The sequence below is a fragment of the Paraburkholderia sp. BL6669N2 genome, assembly GCF_003387275.1.
GTDB lineage: Bacteria > Pseudomonadota > Gammaproteobacteria > Burkholderiales > Burkholderiaceae > Paraburkholderia.
Window position 1 is genome coordinate 205,601 of the sequence record NZ_QUNA01000001.1, and the last position, 17,711, is coordinate 223,311.

Consider the following 17,711-nt stretch of genomic DNA (forward strand, 5'->3'; position numbering starts at 1 on the left):
TCAAGTAGCCGCCAGGTCATGGCGTGCTGTCGCGCGTCAATGGCCGGGTCGCCAGCGCGAACAGCGTTGCGATACAGAATCCCGCCCCGGCATAGAACGTCGTACTCGCTCCGAAGCGGTCCCAGAGTTGACCGGCAACGACACTGGCGACAAGCATCGCTAGTCCGCTCATCAGGTTGAAGAAGCCGAATGCAGTGCCCTTCAGCTCGGGCGGTGCCGATTGCGCGACCATGGTCGCCAGCAGACCTTGAGTCAACCCCATATGCAGCCCCCAGAGGGCTACCCCGACTATCACAACTGGCCATGAGTTGCCATGAGCCAGCACGATGTCAGATGCGACGAGCACCAGAATGCCGGCGGCCAACAGCCTGGTGTGACTCATCGAGTCAGCCAGTTTTCCGAATGGGTACGCCGACAGCGAATACACGACATTCATCGCCACCATGACGAGAGGCACGAGGGCTATCGGGATGCCACCCTGCATCGCGCGCAACACCAGGAAGGCTTCGCTGAAGCGTGCGAGCGTGAAGACTGCACCGACACCGACGACCCACCAATAAGGCCCGCTGAGTTTCTTCAGGCTGTCGAGCTTAATCGGGTTGACGCGCTTTGCTCCCGGCTGCCGTGCAGGTTCCCTGATACCGAAAACGAGTAACGCAACGGCAACAAGTCCCGGCGCCACCGCGACCCAGAATACCCGACGGAAGTTGTCCGCCCACAGCAGCATCAGGGCGACCGCGAGCAACGGTCCAAGAAAGGCGCCGATTGTGTCGAGCGATTGCCGCAGGCCATAGGCCGCGCCACGCAGATGGGCGGGAGTGATGTCAGCCACGAGCGCGTCGCGCGGTGCACCCCGAATGCCTTTGCCTACTCTGTCGACCACACGTGCCGTCAATACGATGCCCGCGGTGGGCGCCAGCGCAAACAGTGGCTTGCTTAACGCTCCCATGCCGTATCCGATGACCGCGAGCCACTTCCGGTTACCAAGGTAGTCGCTCAACACCCCTGAAAACACCTTGACAATGGGCGAAGCCGCCTCTGCCGCGCCTTCAATCAGGCCGACCATCGTGGCGCTCGCACCGAGACTTGTCACGAGGAACATCGGCAGAAGGCTATGGATGATTTCGGACGAGATGTCCATGAACATGCTCACGAAGCCCAGCATCCAGATGCCGCGGGGGATCTGGATGAGCGTACTGGCACGCCGGGGGGAATCTGTCTGCACGTGTCCTCGGATTAGTAGTGGACTGTGTCAATCCTAGTATTGTCACACCGCCGAGCAATGGTGATAAACGCAATCAGCCTGAGAGACACACCGTGTAGTCAGGGCGGGAGTTCTCGGACTCTGACCCGCCCGCTGTGTCATGATGGCAAGTGTGACAATGCAAACGCGTGGTCACTTGCCCCGGAGCACGCACCCGAATTACTGAGAACACTCGCCGAATATCTGGAGCGGCCGCTCTATAAAGCCACAAGCGTAGCAATGATGCGACACACGGCCAGTCCCTGTGCCGATTATCCAGGCGACCCCGCAGGTCCGACCGAAGACCTGAAACAGATTGGCACGATTGCAACTTCGCTCGCAAACGACATGCTCGAATGGGCCTCTTCGGATGCGAATCAGCTGCATATCGGCGGCAGGGGTCTTTTCCGCAGATTAGCCGCAGCTCATCACTAGCAAGTTGAACCTGCAGCGGTTGTGAGGCGTAGACGATGAGATATCCTCCCAAGGTCGCCTGCTGAGGAACGTCTGTGAAATATCCACTGATTCTGGGATTCGGTATCGTCGCTCTCGACATCATCGTATGGCGTTTCCGACTCCCTGCGCATGAATTGGCTCGGCTCCTGATACGGCTTACGCTTTTTTCGGTGTTGAGCTGGGTACTTTTCGCGTCCGGCCTGAGCCCATTCACCCAGGCGCCCTACGCGGACGCCGTCGAATTGCACTGGGTCGGGCAGGTGCTTGAAATAATCTGGTGGCTGATGGCAGCGCGTCTGCTTACGCTTTCGCTCGATACGCTGCTACTACCAAGCGCCTGGCGACGGCAGCGGCTATTCTCGGACGTATTTGGCGCGGTGGTATTCCTCGCTGCGGTCGTGGCCGCCCTTGGGTTTGTCCTCGAGCTGCCGGTGCGCGGCCTCGTTGCTACGTCGGGTGCCCTCGCCATTGTGCTTGGCCTGGCAATCCAGAGCACACTCAGCGACGTCTTTGCGGGAATCGTACTCAATACCACGGAGCCGTATTCTGTTGGCGACTGGGTGGAGATTGATGATGTTGAAGGCAAGGTCGTCGAGATGAACTGGCGCGCCACGCATCTGCTGACCGGTCAGGGCAACACTCTTATTGTTCCCAATGCCGTCGCCGCAAAGGCAAAAATATCCAACAACAGCAGGCCGACGAATGTTCACGGCCTCTCGCTGGTCCTGGAGATTGAGCCGGAGGCACGGCCGAAGACCGTGCTCGACGCCTTAAGCCGCGCCCTGACCGGGTGCAACGCCATCCTTGACGTTCCCGCTCCCTCCGCTCGCATGAAACGCACCACGTTGAACTCGGTGCAATACGAGGTGGTTGGCTTTGTCGACGATATGTCCAAAAAACTATCTGCATCTAACGAGCTTTTCGACCTCTGTTATCGGCATCTCGCGGCATCAGGTGTGGCACTGCGCGCACTAGGGATGCCCGCGCCAACCGCTACCGCGCATGACGCCAAGGAAGCACTTCTAAAACGAGTGAATCTATTCGAAAGCCTGACAAGCGATGAAGTCACACGGCTTGCAGCGCGACTTTCCAGACACGAATACCAGGCTAATCAACAGGTTCTGGCGTCTGAAACGGTCCCGGATAGTCTGTCAATTGTCCACTCCGGCGTACTTGCCGTTACCTATACTGAATCGTCCGGCGCCCGTGAAATTGCCCGTATCGGACCGGATGAAACATTTGGCGAAACGGGGCTGCTCGCCGGACTTCCTATGCACGTTTCCATTGCGACACTTACCCCTTGCCTGCTATATCAGGTAAGCAAGGAGGATATGACTTCGTTCCTGAAGGAGCATCCGCAAGTGGCGAAGCAGATGTGTGAACTGCTGGCCTATCGTCAGAACGCAATCAGCAAGCTGATGACGCCGATTCCTGCAGAGCAGGAGACAGACCATTCGGTTTTCCAGTGGCTTTTCGACAAGGTTCGGCAACTGCACTCTCTGCGTAACGATTCGTGAGTCCCTTCGTCGCACACGGAAAATAGGTTTCCACTGCAGGAAGCTGCGCTACAGGCAAGACGTTTTCCCGGTCGAGCACTCCGGTAATCTTTTAATCTGTGTAAGCCTATGCGTGAACTGCTGTTGCACGGCTCTGAATATCCCGAGGGTAGTCGACCAGCCGCCGCAGGCATTTCGTCGCAACGCGCGCATATTGGGCTGTTCGGCACCGTCGACGTCCGGTGCCAAACCCCGGTGCATGGCGGATATCACCGCCCCGAATCGTTACGGGGTGCAAAGCTTATCTTTTCCTCCTCGTACAGCCGATAGATGAGTTCAAGCATTTCCCGAATGTCGCGCGATTCGTCGAGCGCACGCATGCTCATGATGATTGGCGATACCAGAGTAGGGTCGTCCAGCTCTTTGTAGCTCACATCGTCGCGCTTCAGGCCGTACACGCTACTCGGAACGACAGAAATGCCTTCCCCCGCTGCTACGAGGCCTAGCGCAATCTGCAACTCCCGCACTTCGTAGATCCGGCGCGGCTTGAGACCGCGGTCTTCGAATGCCGACAGCACCTGGTCGGCATAACTGGGGCGCGGCGCCTTAGGGAAAATAATCAGCGTTTCGTTGACCAGGTCGCTGAGAGCAAGGACGGGTTTCGCTAGTGAGAGTGGATGGCCCTCCGGGAATGCAACGATCATCTTCTCCTCGCGAAGAGTCACCCGGCGGATGTTGGCGTCCTCGTGCCGAATACGACCGAACCCGACATCGATCTGACCGTCTTTTAGCGCTCGGATCTGGTCCATTGTCGACATCTCGTGAAGGCTGAGTTCGACGGTAGTGTTTTCGTCGCGAAAGCGCCGGATGATTTTGGGCAGCATTCCATACAACGTGGAGCCCACGAAACCGACAGAGAGGCTGCGCTCGATGTTCCCCACGCGCCGCGTCATGGATTCGAGTTCGGACGTCTGGGCCAGTAACTGGACGGCGTGGGCATAGAAGAACTTACCCGTCTCGGTGAGCTTCAACGGACGCGAATCACGCTGGAATAGCTGCACCTCGAGTAGCTCTTCGAGCTGCTGGATCTGGCGGCTCAAAGGCGGTTGCGCCATGTTCAGCCGCTGTGCCGCGCGCGTGAAATTGCGTTCCTCGGCTACGGCGACGAAATAGCGAAGATGCCGCAGTTCCATGTCAATACCTCACAGATATAGACCGATACCAAATCAGTGTTGGACGGCGCCTTCCCGGGTCAATTATTCTGCATTCACACTCTGTTTCAGCACTCATTATACCTCTCAGGCATATTCTGGAGGGCGCTAAACCGAGGGTTTACCCGATCGGAAAATAGAGATTCAGGAGAAGACATGAGCGTCAAAGTGTTCGATACGAAGGAGGTGCAAGACCTGCTGAAGGCCGCTACCAACGTGGGTAGCCAGGACGGCGGTGCTCGCGCGAAGCAGATAGTCAATCGACTGCTCGGCGACCTGTTCAAGGCCATCGACGACCTCGACATGACGCCCGACGAAATCTGGGCCGGCGTCCACTACTTCAACAAGCTCGGCCAGGACGGCGAAGCCGCGCTGCTGGCTGCCGGTCTCGGTCTGGAGAAATACCTCGACATCCGCATGGACGCGGAGGACAAGGCGGCTGAAATTACCGGCGGCACGCCGCGTACGATCGAAGGTCCGCTGTATGTGGCCGGCGCGCCGGTGCGCGATGGCGTGGCGAAAATCGATATCGATCCGGACGATGACGCCGGCCCGCTGGTTATCCGCGGCACGGTAACCGGCCCGGATGGCGAGCCCGTGGCGGGCGCGTTGGTCGAATGCTGGCACGCGAACTCGAAAGGCTTCTATTCGCACTTTGACCCGACCGGCGCGCAGAGCGACTTCAATCTGCGCGGCGCGGTCGGCACCGGCATTGACGGCAGGTACGAGTTCCGTACGCTCATGCCGGTCGGCTATGGCTGTCCGCCGCATGGCGCGACCCAGCAACTGCTGGACGTGCTCGGCCGCCATGGCAACCGCCCCGCGCATGTGCATTTCTTCGTCACCTCCGACAAGTCCCGCAAGCTGACGACGCAAATCAACATCGAGGGTGATCCGTTGATCTGGGACGACTTCGCTTACGCCACTCGCGAAGATCTGATTCCCCACGTGGTTGAAAAGACCGGCGGCACTGCGCTGGGAATGAAGACCGATGCGTATAAGGAAATCCAGTTCGACATCGAGTTGACTCCGCTGATTCAGGGCAAGGATAACCAGCTCGTGCGTCGTCTGCGGGCGTCTGCCAACGCCTGAGCACTGAACGCGGCCGCTGCGTCGTACCACTGCTGCCGCTCAATCCTTCGCAAGAATCTTTCGACACTGATGCGCGTGCTCCATGAGTTGGAGCACGCGTAGGAGAGCACTCATGTCCGCAACTTTCGACAAAACTTCGCAACTCGATGAACTGCTGCACACAGCGGTTCAGGACGACAAACAAAACGGCGTATTCCGTTGCCGCCGCGACATCTTCACGAACGCTGAATTGTTCGAGCTCGAAATGAAGCACATTTTCGAGAGCAACTGGGTCTATCTCGCGCATGAAAGCCAGATTCCCAATAACAACGACTACTACACCGCCTGGATTGGCCGTCAGCCCGTCGTGGTCACTCGTGACAAAAGCGGCGAACTGCACGGGGTCATCAATGCCTGCGCGCACAAGGGTGCGATGCTGTGCCGTAAAAAGCACGGCAACAAAGGCACTTTCACGTGTCCTTTCCACGGCTGGAGCTTCGCCAACACCGGCAAGCTGCTGAAAGTGAAAGACGTAAAGACCACCGAATATCCGGTGCAATTCAACACCAACGGTTCGCATGATCTGAAAAAAGTCGCACGTTTCCAGAGCTATCGCGGCTTCCTGTTCGGCACGCTCAACGCGGACGCGATTCCGCTCGAGGACTACCTCGGCGAGACCCGGGTCATCATCGACCAGATCGTCGACCAGGCTCCGGACGGGCTGGAAGTGTTGCGCGGCAATTCCTCGTATATCTACGACGGCAACTGGAAGATGCAGATGGAGAACGGCTGCGACGGCTACCACGTCAGCACCGTGCACTGGAATTACGCCGCCACGATGGACCGCCGCAAGGTGGAGGGCACCAAGGCCGTGGATGCGAATAGTTGGAGCAAGTCGGTAGCCGGCGTGTACGGGTTCGAGCACGGCCACATCCTGTTGTGGACCAGGACGATGAACCCGGAAGTGCGCCCCGTCTATCAATACCGCGACGAAATCAAGGCACGCGTGGGCGAGGTGAAGGCCGACTTCATCGTCAACCAGACGCGCAATCTTTGTCTGTATCCGAACGTGTTTTTGATGGACCAGTTCAGCACGCAGATTCGCGTCGTACGTCCGATCAGCGTGGATAAGACCGAAGTCAGCATCTTCTGTTTCGCGCCGAAGGGCGAGAGCGCATCCGACCGGGCTACCCGCATTCGCCAATATGAAGACTTCTTCAACGTCTCGGGCATGGGCACCGCGGATGATCTCGAAGAATTCCGTGCCTGCCAGGCGGGTTATGCCGGCACCACTGCAATGTGGAACGACCTGTCGCGCGGCGCGCCGCTGTGGGTCGAAGGAGCCGACACGAACGCAAAAAATATGGGTCTGAAACCGCGCATTTCAGGCGAGCGAAGCGAAGACGAAGGCCTGTTCGTCTGCCAACACGAGTACTGGGTCCATGTGATGCGCGACGCACTCAGGAAGGAACGAGGGGAGGCTTTGGCATGAGCTTCGATCACCAGAAAATTTGCGCCGCGCTGTTCCGCGAAGCGCGCCTGCTCGACGACCGTCAATGGGACGACTGGCTTGCCTGCTATACCGAGGACGTGACGTACTGGATGCCGGCGTGGGATGACGATGACCAACTCACCGACGACCACGAGAGTCAGATTTCGCTGATGTATTACCCGGACCGTGGCGGCCTGGAAGACCGTGTGTTCCGCATCAAGACCGAGCGCAGCAGTGCCTCGATGCCGGAACCGCGAACCAGTCACAACGTGACCAATGTGGAAGTGCTGGCCGAGCGCGAGAACGAAGTGGACGTGCGCTACAACTTCAACACGCTCAGCCACCGTTATAAAACCACTGACCAGTTTTTCGGCACGATGTTCGTCACTCTGCGCAAGGTCAACAATGAACTGTTGATCTGCTACAAGCGCATCGTATTGAAGGACGACTACATCCGCCAGGTACTCGACGTCTATCACGTTTGAGCGCGAACACCGCGGAAATGAGAAGTACAGGAGGCAAGATGTCCAGCTACAACATTGCACTGAATTTTGAAGACGGCGTGACCCGCTTCGTGACATGCAAGGCGGGCGAGAAGGTGCTCGACGCCGCCTTTCGCGCAAAAATCAATCTGCCGATGGATTGCTCCGACGGCGTGTGCGGCACCTGCAAGTGCCGCGCGGAGAGTGGAAGCTACGACCTGGGCGACGACTACATTGAAGACGCGCTGAGCGAGGATGAGAAGGAAGGTGGTCTCGTGCTCACCTGCCAGATGGTGCCGCAAAGCGATTGCGTCATTGCGGTGCCGGCATCATCCACCGCATGCAAGACTGAGCAGAGCAAGTTCGCCGCGACCGTATCCAAGGTCGAAGCGCACAACGATGCGGCCATCGTGCTCGAACTGGATGTGGATGCCACCGCGCCGGTGTTTCTGCCGGGCCAGTATGTCAATATCGACGTGCCTGGCAGCGGTCAGCACCGTTCGTATTCTTTTTCGTCGGCGCCGGGCGAATCGAAAATCAGTTTTCTGATCAAGAAAATTTCCGGCGGTGTGATGAGCACGTGGCTCGAATCCGCGCAGGCAGGCAACAAGGTGGAACTGACGGGACCGCTAGGCAGCTTCTATCTGCGCGCTGTCGAGAGACCCTTGCTGTTCCTCGCCGGCGGCACGGGCCTGGCACCGTTCCTGTCGATGCTTGAAGTGCTGGCTCGCACGAATTCGCAGCAGAAAGTCCATCTGATTTACGGCGTAACGCGAGACCTCGACCTCGTGCAGGTCGATGCAATCGAAACCTACGTGGCGAAGTTGCCGAACTTCACTTACAGCACGGTCGTGGCCGACACGGAGTCGACCCATCCTCGCAAAGGTTGGGTGACGCAGCATATGCCGGCGGAGGCCGTCAACGATGGCGACGTGGATGTGTACCTGTGCGGACCCCCGCCGATGGTCGACGCAGTGCGCAAGCATTTCGACGACAACGGTGTGAAGCCCAACAGCTTCCACTACGAGAAGTTCACGCCTAACGCCGCTCCGAGGACCGCATGAACACGCAACGATTCGCCGGCAGGGTCATGGTGGTCACCGGCGCCGCGCAGGGCATCGGTCGAGCGGTGGCGCTTCGTGCAGCCGCCGAAGGCGGCAAGGTGCTGTTCGTGGATCGCGCGGAGTTCGTGGCGGAAGTCGCCGCCGAAGCGCGTGGCGCAGAAACAGCCGGGTTTGTCGCCGATCTCGAGGCGTACGAAGGCGCCGCGTCGGCGATGGCCTTCGCCGCGCGCACGTTCGGCGGCGTCGACATTCTGATTAACGGCGTGGGGGGCGCGATTCGCATGCGTCCCTTCGCCGAGTTCGAGCCTGCGCAAATCGATGCGGAAATTCGCCGCTCGCTTATGCCGACGCTGTACGCATGCCATGCAGTCTTGCCGTACCTGCTCAAGCGCGGAGGCGGGACCATCGTGAACGTGTCCTCGAATGCGACTCGCGGGATCCGCCGCGTGCCGTATTCGGCGGCCAAGGGCGGTGTCAATGCGATCACGCAGTCGCTGGCGATGGAATACGCGGAGCACAACATCCGCGTAGTCGCTACTGCGCCGGGCGGGACCGATGCGCCGCCGCGACGTGTGCCGCGCAATGCTGTCGGCGACAGCGAGCAGGAAAAAATCTGGATGGGCGAAGCGGTGAAGCAGGTCACTGAATCGACTTTCCTGAAGCGCTACGGCAGCATCGACGAACAGGCCGCGCCGATCCTGTTCCTCGCCTCGGACGAGGCGGGTTATATCACCGGCACGGTGTTGCCAGTAGCGGGCGGCGACACGGGTTGATTCGTCACGCTTACCGGTCAACGGGCTCGCGCAATCAGCAGGGCCGGCGGCGGCGCGCACCTCGCGTTGTTTGCGGGTGCATCGGCTGGCGTGCCTCGTGAGACGAAGCCTCCTCGAGGCTCTCGTAAATATACATAGCGGCACTGCGCCGCTGCAGCGTGTCCCCCAATTTCACGCGAAGGAAACTGCTGGTCGTGTAACGCGTCACGTCCGAGCAATATCGGCCGACCGCGCCGTTCACCATTTCAGAATAGGCATCGATGACTTCGGGCGCGATCGTCGGCGGCGGCCGAGTCGAGGCACAGCTGTTCCAGTGCCACGACGATTTCGCTCCGTCGTAAGAGTACGCCTCTCGCGCGGTCTCTTTTCGAACCTTGTGGGAGAGTCGGCCGCGGGTTGCGCGAGCACATCGCGTTGCCTTTCCGCGGCGCGCTGCCCAGCACAGAACAGGTGCCTCGCAGTTCATTTTCCGTGCATCCGACAAACCCAATCGCCCTCCAACCATGCGGCCCGCAAATGCGCGCCGGGCAAAAGCTCGGCTATCGGGCGTTTGCTCTGTCCGGCATGCAACGTGCGTATCAAATGCGCAGCGTCATCAGGAAAACCTCGGTCTTCGTCGCTGACTCGGCGGGTGGATGCAAACGTCCCGGCCACGTTCGTTTTCTTCGGGAGAGCCAGTTCAACAGCATCCGCTTTTGCAGCCAGAAATCGCAGGAGGGCTTCATGCTTCGGTCCACGCCAGTCATCGCCAGCAAAACCGTCGGCGATGAGGAGATTCACGCTGAGTTCCTCAGCGATACGGGACGACTGCGAATCATCGGCGGCGCGACAGTGCGAGCAGAATGGTTTCCGCCGCATTCCTGGTTCGCCATTGCGTCGGTTGCGGGATACAGCCGATGGGGTACGCGGCCGGATGAGACGGACTTGCTGCGGCTCATCGAAAACTTCATGCGCTTGCCAGTGCAATTGGCGAAATGAAGAGGCGACGAGCGTAATCGGCTATTACGCCTTCCGGCTGGCCCGAGTAACGTTTTTCTGGCCCGGCAGCGGCGCGAATTGTCGGTATGTGAAGCCGGGCGCGGGCAGCGGCATTCCCACCTGAGGTAGCGCGCCATTCAAACATGTTGCCGGGCGCGCAGACGATGAACCGCCTCGCGCCGGCAAACTTTCAGGCATTCATTGCACTGATTTATCCGGCACAGTGTTGTAGTTGGGAGTCATGCCGGGCATATCCTGATGCGCCGTGTCCGCGCTCTTGCTCATGTCGCCAGGAACCCGGTTCCAGGGACTCGAGACGGGCTCGCTGTGGTACGTCATGCCTGCGGTCGCGGCACCGTGAGCACCGCCGCCGCCAGACCCGCCATTGCCATTCCCGCCAGCCTGCGCAAGCGTCGCGGCGCACGCGCAAAGCGACACGATAGCGACACGCGCGAACAGAAGTTTCGTCGCCGACTTTTCCATGGTGATTCTCCTTTGATGCAGACGCGTGCGTCAGTCGCGCCGAAGTCTCGTATGCCGCTAAAAGCTGACCGGTTGCGCAGCGGCGATTCGCAAGCAGCTACTCCAGCGCAATCAGGGCGGACATTGGCTGCGTCCCGATGCGATGCATGCAGGTGAGTCGTGGCCCGGCACCGAAAATGACAGCGTTACGCCGAATTCGAGCGCCTGAGGTCGATTGCCTGTCCTGTTACTTCGGCATCGGCAGACGGCGCGACAGCGCGACAGCGACGAACACAGACCCGTATTTCAAGATGTATTCCTCCAGAGTTGCCACGCGTAATCGCGCGGATCTGACTGCATATACGAGGAATACTCGCGACTGGATTCGAAAAGGGTGTGCGCCTGTTCACGCCGCGTTGCTGCGCGCCAATTCTCCTGGACGGTTACCGCGCCGCAGCGCGACCGTCATGCTCGCGCGAGGCGAGTCGAATCGTTGGCGGGACAACGCGATGTATTGTCATATTCAGTTGCTATACAGGATGGGCAATCCACGAAGGAGGTTGATTTGGACGTTCGAAAGTCAGCGTTACACGTCGAGAGCATAACGAAGCATCCATTTGAGAGCTGCTTCGTCGACCTGGGTGGGCACTCCGCAGAACGAGCCCTCACCGTGCTTACCGCGGCGGTGCATGCCGCTCAACGTGAAATGAATGCCTTTGATTGGATTACTCACGCACTTCCCGGTGCCACTCTCAAACCGGCCCTGGCATTCGGCACGGTTGGCGAGTTGTACCGCTCATACACGAGACCCGCTGAACTGGGGCGCTTGAAAGGCGTACTGCGCTCCTGATAGCTGATTGGGATCGGCGTCGCGGTAGCTCGCACGTAAACGAGCAGCGCAAGGCTGCGGCGTTCGCGCCTGCTTTACGGCTGGCGGTTCAATACGCACTTGCGACACGCTTCATATAAGCGTCGACTTGCATGTCGATTAACGGCGTCGCCGTCACTGCGACGGCCACGTCATCCGACTCGGGCAGCAACCCAACGAATGCTGCGATGCCGGCGCCGCAGATCACCACGACAGAGATGGTAGCGGCGGCGACAAGTGAAGACGCACGCAGCGGAATGGCATTAACGAAACCCTGCAAGACGCACATGATGGCAACCTCCGTTGAGGCAGCCATATTTGCAACGATCGTGCCGACGGAGAGGTCGTTTCCGCAGAGCCATTCGAGTCGGGGCTGCAAGCCTTGTTGATGCCGATTTAGCCGGGCGAAGGCGTGATCCGATGTTGGGTTTAGGCGAACATTTCAGCTTGTCCGCTGCCGTCGAGGCCAACACTTACGCGAACCGCATGCCCTGGACAGGGCGGCAATCGTCAGTTCAGAGGTGATGTACGTTAGAACTCAGTCGCGTCGTCTAGCCGCCGACGTCGGCAGCGTTGGAAAGTCTTGCGCTAAACTCTTCGAACAATCGACCACGGTGACTAATCGACCACGGTGACTCATGGGGCAAGTTTCATGGACCGTACTGAATTCCTCCAGGCCACTCGACAGCTAGCAGCAGCCGCCGAGATTCTAGCCAGGGCGGGTCCTGAGGATTCGCGATTGGATGCGTCGCAAATGCTCGAATTCTTTCGCCGGTACGACCGTCCCGGTCCAGAGGCGAGTGCCGTCGTAACATCTGACGACGATCTGTTCGTTCGCACAGGCAAAGCGGCGCTGACGATGGCAGGGCGCAATGAGTTCGCCGCGTCGCAAGCTCTCCTCGAACAGGCGAGGTCTCTTTTAACCGTGACATGAAATCAGCGACTGCGAGCCAGATTCGGTAAGCTGCTTCGAGTGCCGCCTCATGCGGCGGCACTGTGAACGGTCTCGTGACCCTGCCGCAGGCATAGGGAATTTCGCTCGCGAGCGACCGCACTTTTAACAAGGCAACGACATTCAAGGAGGGCCGGTGCATTTAAAGCGATTTCTGCCAATGCTGCTGTCAATGGCGGCTTTGGGTCCAACCGGAGCATGGGCAAGCGATATTCAATGTGCAACCACGCGACAACCGGCTGAACGCGTCATATGCGACCACGCCATCCTGAACAACGAATACGACGATATCTCCGCGCAACAACAGGCTCTGTTGAGCAGCGGCAAGCTTTCGCGCGAACAGGTCGCTCAGTGGCGGCAATCGCGCAACGCATGCAGCGACGTTCATTGCATTGATACGGTATTCGCCAGGTGGAAGGCGCTGGCCAGATCTGCCGAAGCGAGTTCTAACGCCGCACAGGCTCCGGCCATGGCTTCATCCACTGAAAGTGCTCCTGTCGGTCCGACTGGGGATACCGTTCCTGCGGTCGCATCTCAGGCGTCCCCGACGTCGGAGGCCTCTCTCGTGCGCCAGGGGAGTGCCGCCGGTGTGGCGCTCCCGAAGCCGGTTGAAACGCCGAGCTCTTCGCTTGCTGCCGCTTCCGCTGCTTCCAGTCCGGATGAAAGGCGCGGCACGACGGGCATGAGCGCCGGTCTGATAGTGGCCTTGCTTGTCGCGCTTGGATTCGCTGTGCTCTTCAGGCGCCGGGCGAAGAGTGGTGGAAAATCGAGGGTTCGCTAAAGAGCTCAAGGCGCAAGCTCGCAGACGGTCTCAACCGTCGGCAAGGAGCGCTTCCACTCAAATTTTGATGGACCGAAACCGGCGTCGCTATGAGCGTCGATTTGTCGCCAGCCCACTCGCAGTACGGTGCCAATAGCGGCCGGGTCTTCGGATTCGGCCGTGCGCGCGCCGCTGACCGGTTGAACATCGCGCAACCCGCGCTGAGTCAGGCGCTCACGCGCAGGGAAAAGGCGCTGGGCGTCAAGCTGTTCAATCGGACGCGGCGTGGCGCGGACCTGCACGCCGCCGGACTGGCGAGCGTCGAAGACGTGCGGATGAGCGAATCGAGAAGAGTGCGACTTCAGCGAGACAGCAGCGACACCGTCGCAACGCCAAGCATGGTCATCAGAAGCGACGCGGCCACGTGAATCACGATCTCGCCCGCCGCCCAGCCGAGCCGGCCGTCTTGCAGGCGCTGCACCACTTCCGCTGAAAAAGTCGAGAAAGTCGACAGACCGCCCATCAAGCCGGTGATGACGAAGAGCCGCCATTCGGGCGCGATCTGCGGCGCCCGCGCGAAGCCTGCGACCGCGAGGCCGATCACATATCCGGCAATGACGTTGGCGGCGAAAGTGCCGAGCGGCAAGTCGCTGAAGACGCCGTTCAGGCGAATGCCCAGAAACCAGCGGAATAACGAACCGAGCGCGCCGCCGATGCCGACAGCGAGTATGGACCAATACATGAGAGGAGGCCTGGCAAAACCGGAGTGTCGACAAACCGGGCAGAGCGAGGAGCACGATGCCGACTCCGCGTTCATCCGGACGAAGCAGGCATCATCAGCCACGAGGGCGGTTAAGGGAGAATGCCATCTCCAGCGCGGAAGTCTAACAGCGGCGCGCGCAAGCGGGGACAGGTCGGAGCGCTCGCAACGGATTGCTGGCGAGTGACCCGATGGAATGCCGCTGATTCGGCGCCGGCGCGATCCGTGCGCCGGAGCTGAAAAGCCACCGGCGCGACGCGTACGCGAGACGAAAGCGCCGACCGGCGCTCCCGGTCGCATTTCACTCCGAGGTCGCGGAAATCTTATGGATCGACAGATCGGCGCCGTTGTATTCGTCTTCCTGATCGAGCCTTAGCCCCACCGTCAACCGGATCGCGCCGTACACGAGCGTGCCGCCGAGCGTCGCGACCACGATTCCGCCGAGCGTGCCCACCAGTTGCGCGCCGAACGAAACGCCGCCCAGGCCGCCGAGCGCGCGCAGGCCGAAAATGCCTGCGGCGATGCCGCCCCACGCGCCGCACAAGCCGTGCAACGGCCACACCCCGAGCACGTCGTCGATGCGCCAGCGGTTCTGCACGCAGGTGAACATATAAACGAACAGCACCCCGGCGATGCCGCCTGTCACCAGCGCGCCGAGCGGATGCATCACGTCGGAGCCCGCGCAGACCGCCACCAGTCCGGCGAGCGGCCCGTTGTACGTGAAGCCGGGGTCGTTGCGGCCCGCGAGCCACGCGGTCAGCGTGCCGCCGACCATCGCCATCAGCGAATTGACGGCGACGAGGCCGCTGATCTTGTCGATGGTCTGCGCGCTCATCACGTTAAAGCCGAACCAGCCGACCGCCAGCACCCAGGCGCCGAGTGCGAGGAACGGAATATTCGAAGGCGGATGCGCGGCGATCCCACCGTCGCGATGATAGCGGCCGTGACGGGCGCCGAGCAGCAGCACGGCCGGCAACGCGACCCAGCCGCCGAACGCATGCACGACGACCGAGCCGGCGAAGTCGTGGAACGGCACACCGAACAGGTGGGCAAGCCAGTCCTGGACGCCGAAGCGGTTGTTCCACGCTATTCCTTCGAAGAACGGATAGATGAAGCCGACCAGCACGAATGTCGCGAAGAGTTGCGGGTTGAACTTCGAACGTTCGGCGATGCCGCCGGACACGATCGCGGGAATCGCGGCGGCGAATGTCAGCAGGAAGAAGAAGCGCACCAGTGCATAGCCGTTGTGCGCCGCCAGCGACTCGGCGCTGCCGAAGAACTGCACGCCGTACGCGATGGTGTAGCCGATAAAGAAATACGCGATCGTCGAGACCGAAAAGTCCACCAGAATCTTGACCAACGCGTTGACCTGATTCTTTTTGCGCACTGTCCCAAGTTCGAGAAACGCGAACCCTGCGTGCATGGCGAGCACCATCGCGGCACCGAGCAAAAGAAAGAGGGTGTCGGTGCCGGTTTTCAGACTTTCCATCGATATGTCCCGCGTATGCCAAAAAAGCGGGCGTTGAATGCAAGAAACGGGCCAAATTTGTGCGCGAGCCGCGTCGAGGAGGTGCAACTCCGCACCGGTGAAGGGATTGCACGTGCATTCCGAGCAACACGCACACCGTCGTGGTCGCACCTCGACTCACACAAAACGCACAATTTATGTGCATATGCTCCCCGCCGCGAAAGATGCGAACCAAATCGGGGCTGATTATTCGATTTTGTTTACGTTTAGTTCAAAACGCTGACGTTTTTCGTACGACTGTGGTGCACGCTGGCGGCGCAGGCCTGGCCGATGGCGGGCGCGCTTTGTTTTCCTGCACAACGCCGACATAATGTCCCGTCCCCGAGCATGATCTGTCGGGCCACCGACCCCCAATGCGCACGCATGAGACTGACCACTAAAGGCCTGTTGCTGATCGCGATTCCGGCCCTCTTCGAGTTGTCGCTATTGTCCGGACTGGTCAAGGCGCAAGCGGATGCGACACAGGCGGAGCGCTGGGCTATCCATAGCCAGGACGTGCTGCGTCAGACCACCGCGATTCTCGAACCGGTGCTGGGCGAGTCGGTTGCGCTGCGCGGCGCGGTGCTTGCCAACGACGGCCGCTTTTCCACGCCGGTGTCGGTGTGGATGGACGTCGACCGGCGTATCGATCAATTGGCCGAACTGGTCGCCGACAATCCGGCGCAAGTCGAGCGCGTGGTTCAGGCGCGCCAGTCGGTGCAGGCTTACCGGCAATGGTCCGACCGCATCCAGGACCTGCTGCGTTCGGGCCGGCGGCGCGACGTGCTCGCGCGCTTCCGCGACCTTGCGCCGTCCGATGTGCTCGACCGCTTTCGTCAGCAAATCGCGGCGTTCCAGACGGAAGAGCGGCGTCTCGACACATTGCGTTCGAATGCGGCCGACGCCGCCCGCGAGCGGCAGCAGACCCTAGTGGTCGCGGCCGTGTTGGGCTCCCTGCTGTTCGTCGCGCTGGCTGTCTGGTTGTTCACGCGCGGCGTGCGTGGCCGGCTTGCGCTCCTCGCCGACAACGCCGGGCGCCTCGCGGGCAATGAACCGCTGGCGCCCATCGGCCCCGGCCGCGACGAGATCGCGCGCCTCGATCTGACCTTGCACGAGACCAGCCGGCGCCTGCTCGAAGCCGAGCGCATAGAGGCGCGCTTCCGGGCCGATCTTGCGCGACGCACTGGCGAACTGGCGCGGATCAACGAGACCTTGCGTCAGCAGACCCAGGAAAACGAAATGTTCATCTACAGCGTGTCGCACGATCTGCGTGCGCCGCTGGTGAATCTGCAAGGCTTCTCGAAGGAGCTGATTCGTTCGTGCGACGAACTTCGCGCCGCCGTGCGCGAGTCGTCGCTCGCGGCCGAGACGCGGCAGCGCATCGAGCGGGTGGTCGACGAGGACATCGGCGAAGCGTTGCATTATCTGCAGACGGCGGTGCTGCGCGCTTCGCACATCATCGACGCGTTGTTGCGGCTGTCGCGCGTCGGCCGGGTCGAGTACCGGCAGCAGAAGGTCGAGGTGCGCGATATCGTGCCGCGCGTCATCGACGCGATGCAAGCCTCGATCCGCGCGCGCCGCGCTCCGGTCAGCGTGGGCGAATTGCCCGCCGTGTGGGGCGATCCCACTGCGCTGGAACAGGTATTCGCGAACCTGATCGGCAACGCGGTGAATTATCTCGACCCTTCGCGGGAAGGCCGGATCGAGATCGGTACGACACCCGCGCCGCCCGGTGTGCACTCGCTGCGGATCTTTTACGTGCGGGACAACGGCCTGGGGATTCCGGCGGTCGCCTTGCCGCGGCTATTCAACGCGTTTCAGCGCTTGCATGGCAACGTGGCGGCGGGCGAGGGCATCGGCCTCGCGCTCGTGCGCCGCGTGGTGGAGCGGCACGGCGGACGTGTGTGGGCGGAGTCGAAAGAAGGCGTGGGCACGACGTTCTATCTGTCGCTGCCTGAGGCCGAGGCGCGGATCGCGCAGCAGGCGGTCGGCACGTCGGCGCCACCGGTGGTGACGAGTGCTCTAGCTATTCGCGAGGCCCGCCCGGGCGTGGAAGATCGCGATCGAAGGAGTGGAAGTGATGGCGGCGCCGCACATGCGGCGGACGCGCGGCCCGGCATCAGTACGCCGTAGCCG

Annotated in this window: 17 protein-coding genes and 1 riboswitch; of the genes, 11 read left to right on the top strand and 6 right to left on the bottom strand. The window is 60.8% G+C overall.

The window, feature by feature from the left end; translation table 11 throughout:
• Positions 1 to 16: 16 nt before the first annotated feature.
• Entirely contained in the window at positions 17 to 1,225 is a 1,209-nt protein-coding gene (locus B0G80_RS00855; protein WP_408967687.1) for an MFS transporter, read from the bottom strand.
• A gap of 527 nt (positions 1,226 to 1,752) precedes the next feature.
• Here B0G80_RS00855 and B0G80_RS00865 point away from each other — a divergent pair.
• The gene (locus tag B0G80_RS00865; RefSeq protein WP_116116613.1) at positions 1,753 to 3,216 is read left to right on the top strand and encodes a mechanosensitive ion channel family protein; all 1,464 of its coding nucleotides are present in this window, start codon (positions 1,753 to 1,755) and stop codon (positions 3,214 to 3,216) included.
• Between the two features lie 248 nt (positions 3,217 to 3,464).
• Here B0G80_RS00865 and B0G80_RS00870 read toward each other — a convergent pair whose 3' ends face one another.
• Entirely contained in the window at positions 3,465 to 4,388 is a 924-nt protein-coding gene (locus tag B0G80_RS00870; RefSeq protein ID WP_116116614.1) for a LysR family transcriptional regulator, read from the bottom strand.
• 174 nt (positions 4,389 to 4,562) lie between these two features.
• Here B0G80_RS00870 and catA point away from each other — a divergent pair, with 174 nt between their 5' ends.
• The 6 genes from catA to B0G80_RS47745 all read left to right on the top strand — a co-directional run bounded on the left by catA (position 4,563) and on the right by B0G80_RS47745 (position 10,266).
• On the top strand, positions 4,563 to 5,498 hold the full coding sequence (catA, locus tag B0G80_RS00875) for a catechol 1,2-dioxygenase (RefSeq protein ID WP_116116616.1): 936 nt from the start codon (positions 4,563 to 4,565) through the stop codon (positions 5,496 to 5,498).
• A 112-nt stretch (positions 5,499 to 5,610) separates the two neighbouring features.
• The gene (locus B0G80_RS00880) at positions 5,611 to 6,969 is read left to right on the top strand and encodes a Rieske 2Fe-2S domain-containing protein (protein WP_116116618.1); all 1,359 of its coding nucleotides are present in this window, start codon (positions 5,611 to 5,613) and stop codon (positions 6,967 to 6,969) included.
• A complete protein-coding gene (benB, locus tag B0G80_RS00885; RefSeq protein ID WP_106284531.1) occupies positions 6,966 to 7,454 on the top strand; it encodes a benzoate 1,2-dioxygenase small subunit in 489 nt (162 codons plus the stop codon). The genes B0G80_RS00880 and benB overlap by 4 nt, the downstream gene beginning before the upstream one ends.
• A gap of 38 nt (positions 7,455 to 7,492) precedes the next feature.
• A complete protein-coding gene (gene benC / locus B0G80_RS00890; protein ID WP_116116620.1) occupies positions 7,493 to 8,515 on the top strand; it encodes a benzoate 1,2-dioxygenase electron transfer component BenC in 1,023 nt (340 codons plus the stop codon).
• Complete coding sequence (gene benD / locus B0G80_RS00895) at positions 8,512 to 9,288, top strand: benzoate diol dehydrogenase BenD (RefSeq protein ID WP_116116622.1); 777 nt, start codon at positions 8,512 to 8,514, stop codon at positions 9,286 to 9,288. The genes benC and benD overlap by 4 nt, the downstream gene beginning before the upstream one ends.
• A gap of 396 nt (positions 9,289 to 9,684) precedes the next feature.
• Positions 9,685 to 10,266, top strand: coding sequence for a hypothetical protein (locus tag B0G80_RS47745; RefSeq protein WP_309568737.1), 582 nt, complete (start codon positions 9,685 to 9,687; stop codon positions 10,264 to 10,266).
• A gap of 198 nt (positions 10,267 to 10,464) precedes the next feature.
• On the opposite strand, the gene B0G80_RS00910 is transcribed toward B0G80_RS47745, so the two are convergent.
• Together B0G80_RS00910 and B0G80_RS00920 are read right to left on the bottom strand one after the other, a co-directional pair.
• Positions 10,465 to 10,749 (bottom strand): hypothetical protein, encoded by a 285-nt coding sequence (locus B0G80_RS00910; RefSeq protein WP_116116624.1) that lies wholly within the window; start codon positions 10,747 to 10,749, stop codon positions 10,465 to 10,467.
• A gap of 917 nt (positions 10,750 to 11,666) precedes the next feature.
• The gene (locus B0G80_RS00920; protein ID WP_116116626.1) at positions 11,667 to 11,885 is read right to left on the bottom strand and encodes a hypothetical protein; all 219 of its coding nucleotides are present in this window, start codon (positions 11,883 to 11,885) and stop codon (positions 11,667 to 11,669) included.
• A gap of 363 nt (positions 11,886 to 12,248) precedes the next feature.
• Here B0G80_RS00920 and B0G80_RS00925 point away from each other — a divergent pair, with 363 nt between their 5' ends.
• The 3 genes from B0G80_RS00925 to B0G80_RS47945 all read left to right on the top strand — a co-directional run bounded on the left by B0G80_RS00925 (position 12,249) and on the right by B0G80_RS47945 (position 13,736).
• Complete coding sequence (locus B0G80_RS00925) at positions 12,249 to 12,530, top strand: hypothetical protein (protein ID WP_116116628.1); 282 nt, start codon at positions 12,249 to 12,251, stop codon at positions 12,528 to 12,530.
• Between the two features lie 178 nt (positions 12,531 to 12,708).
• Entirely contained in the window at positions 12,709 to 13,329 is a 621-nt protein-coding gene (locus tag B0G80_RS00930; protein ID WP_258878787.1) for a hypothetical protein, read from the top strand.
• Positions 13,330 to 13,418: 89 nt separating this feature from the next.
• On the top strand, positions 13,419 to 13,736 hold the full coding sequence (locus tag B0G80_RS47945; protein WP_116116632.1) for a LysR family transcriptional regulator: 318 nt from the start codon (positions 13,419 to 13,421) through the stop codon (positions 13,734 to 13,736).
• Here B0G80_RS47945 and crcB read toward each other — a convergent pair.
• Both crcB and B0G80_RS00945 read right to left on the bottom strand, forming a co-directional pair.
• On the bottom strand, positions 13,670 to 14,050 hold the full coding sequence (gene crcB / locus B0G80_RS00940; protein ID WP_116116634.1) for a fluoride efflux transporter CrcB: 381 nt from the start codon (positions 14,048 to 14,050) through the stop codon (positions 13,670 to 13,672). The two genes, B0G80_RS47945 and crcB, sit on opposite strands and share 67 nt — an antisense overlap.
• A 78-nt stretch (positions 14,051 to 14,128) precedes the next feature.
• Positions 14,129 to 14,190: riboswitch (Fluoride riboswitch) on the bottom strand.
• A 179-nt stretch (positions 14,191 to 14,369) separates the two neighbouring features.
• Entirely contained in the window at positions 14,370 to 15,557 is a 1,188-nt protein-coding gene (locus B0G80_RS00945) for an ammonium transporter (protein WP_116116636.1), read from the bottom strand.
• 402 nt (positions 15,558 to 15,959) lie between these two features.
• Between B0G80_RS00945 and B0G80_RS00950 the strand changes: the two genes are divergently transcribed.
• Complete coding sequence (locus B0G80_RS00950; protein WP_116116638.1) at positions 15,960 to 17,708, top strand: ATP-binding protein; 1,749 nt, start codon at positions 15,960 to 15,962, stop codon at positions 17,706 to 17,708.
• Positions 17,709 to 17,711: the final 3 nt, after the last annotated feature.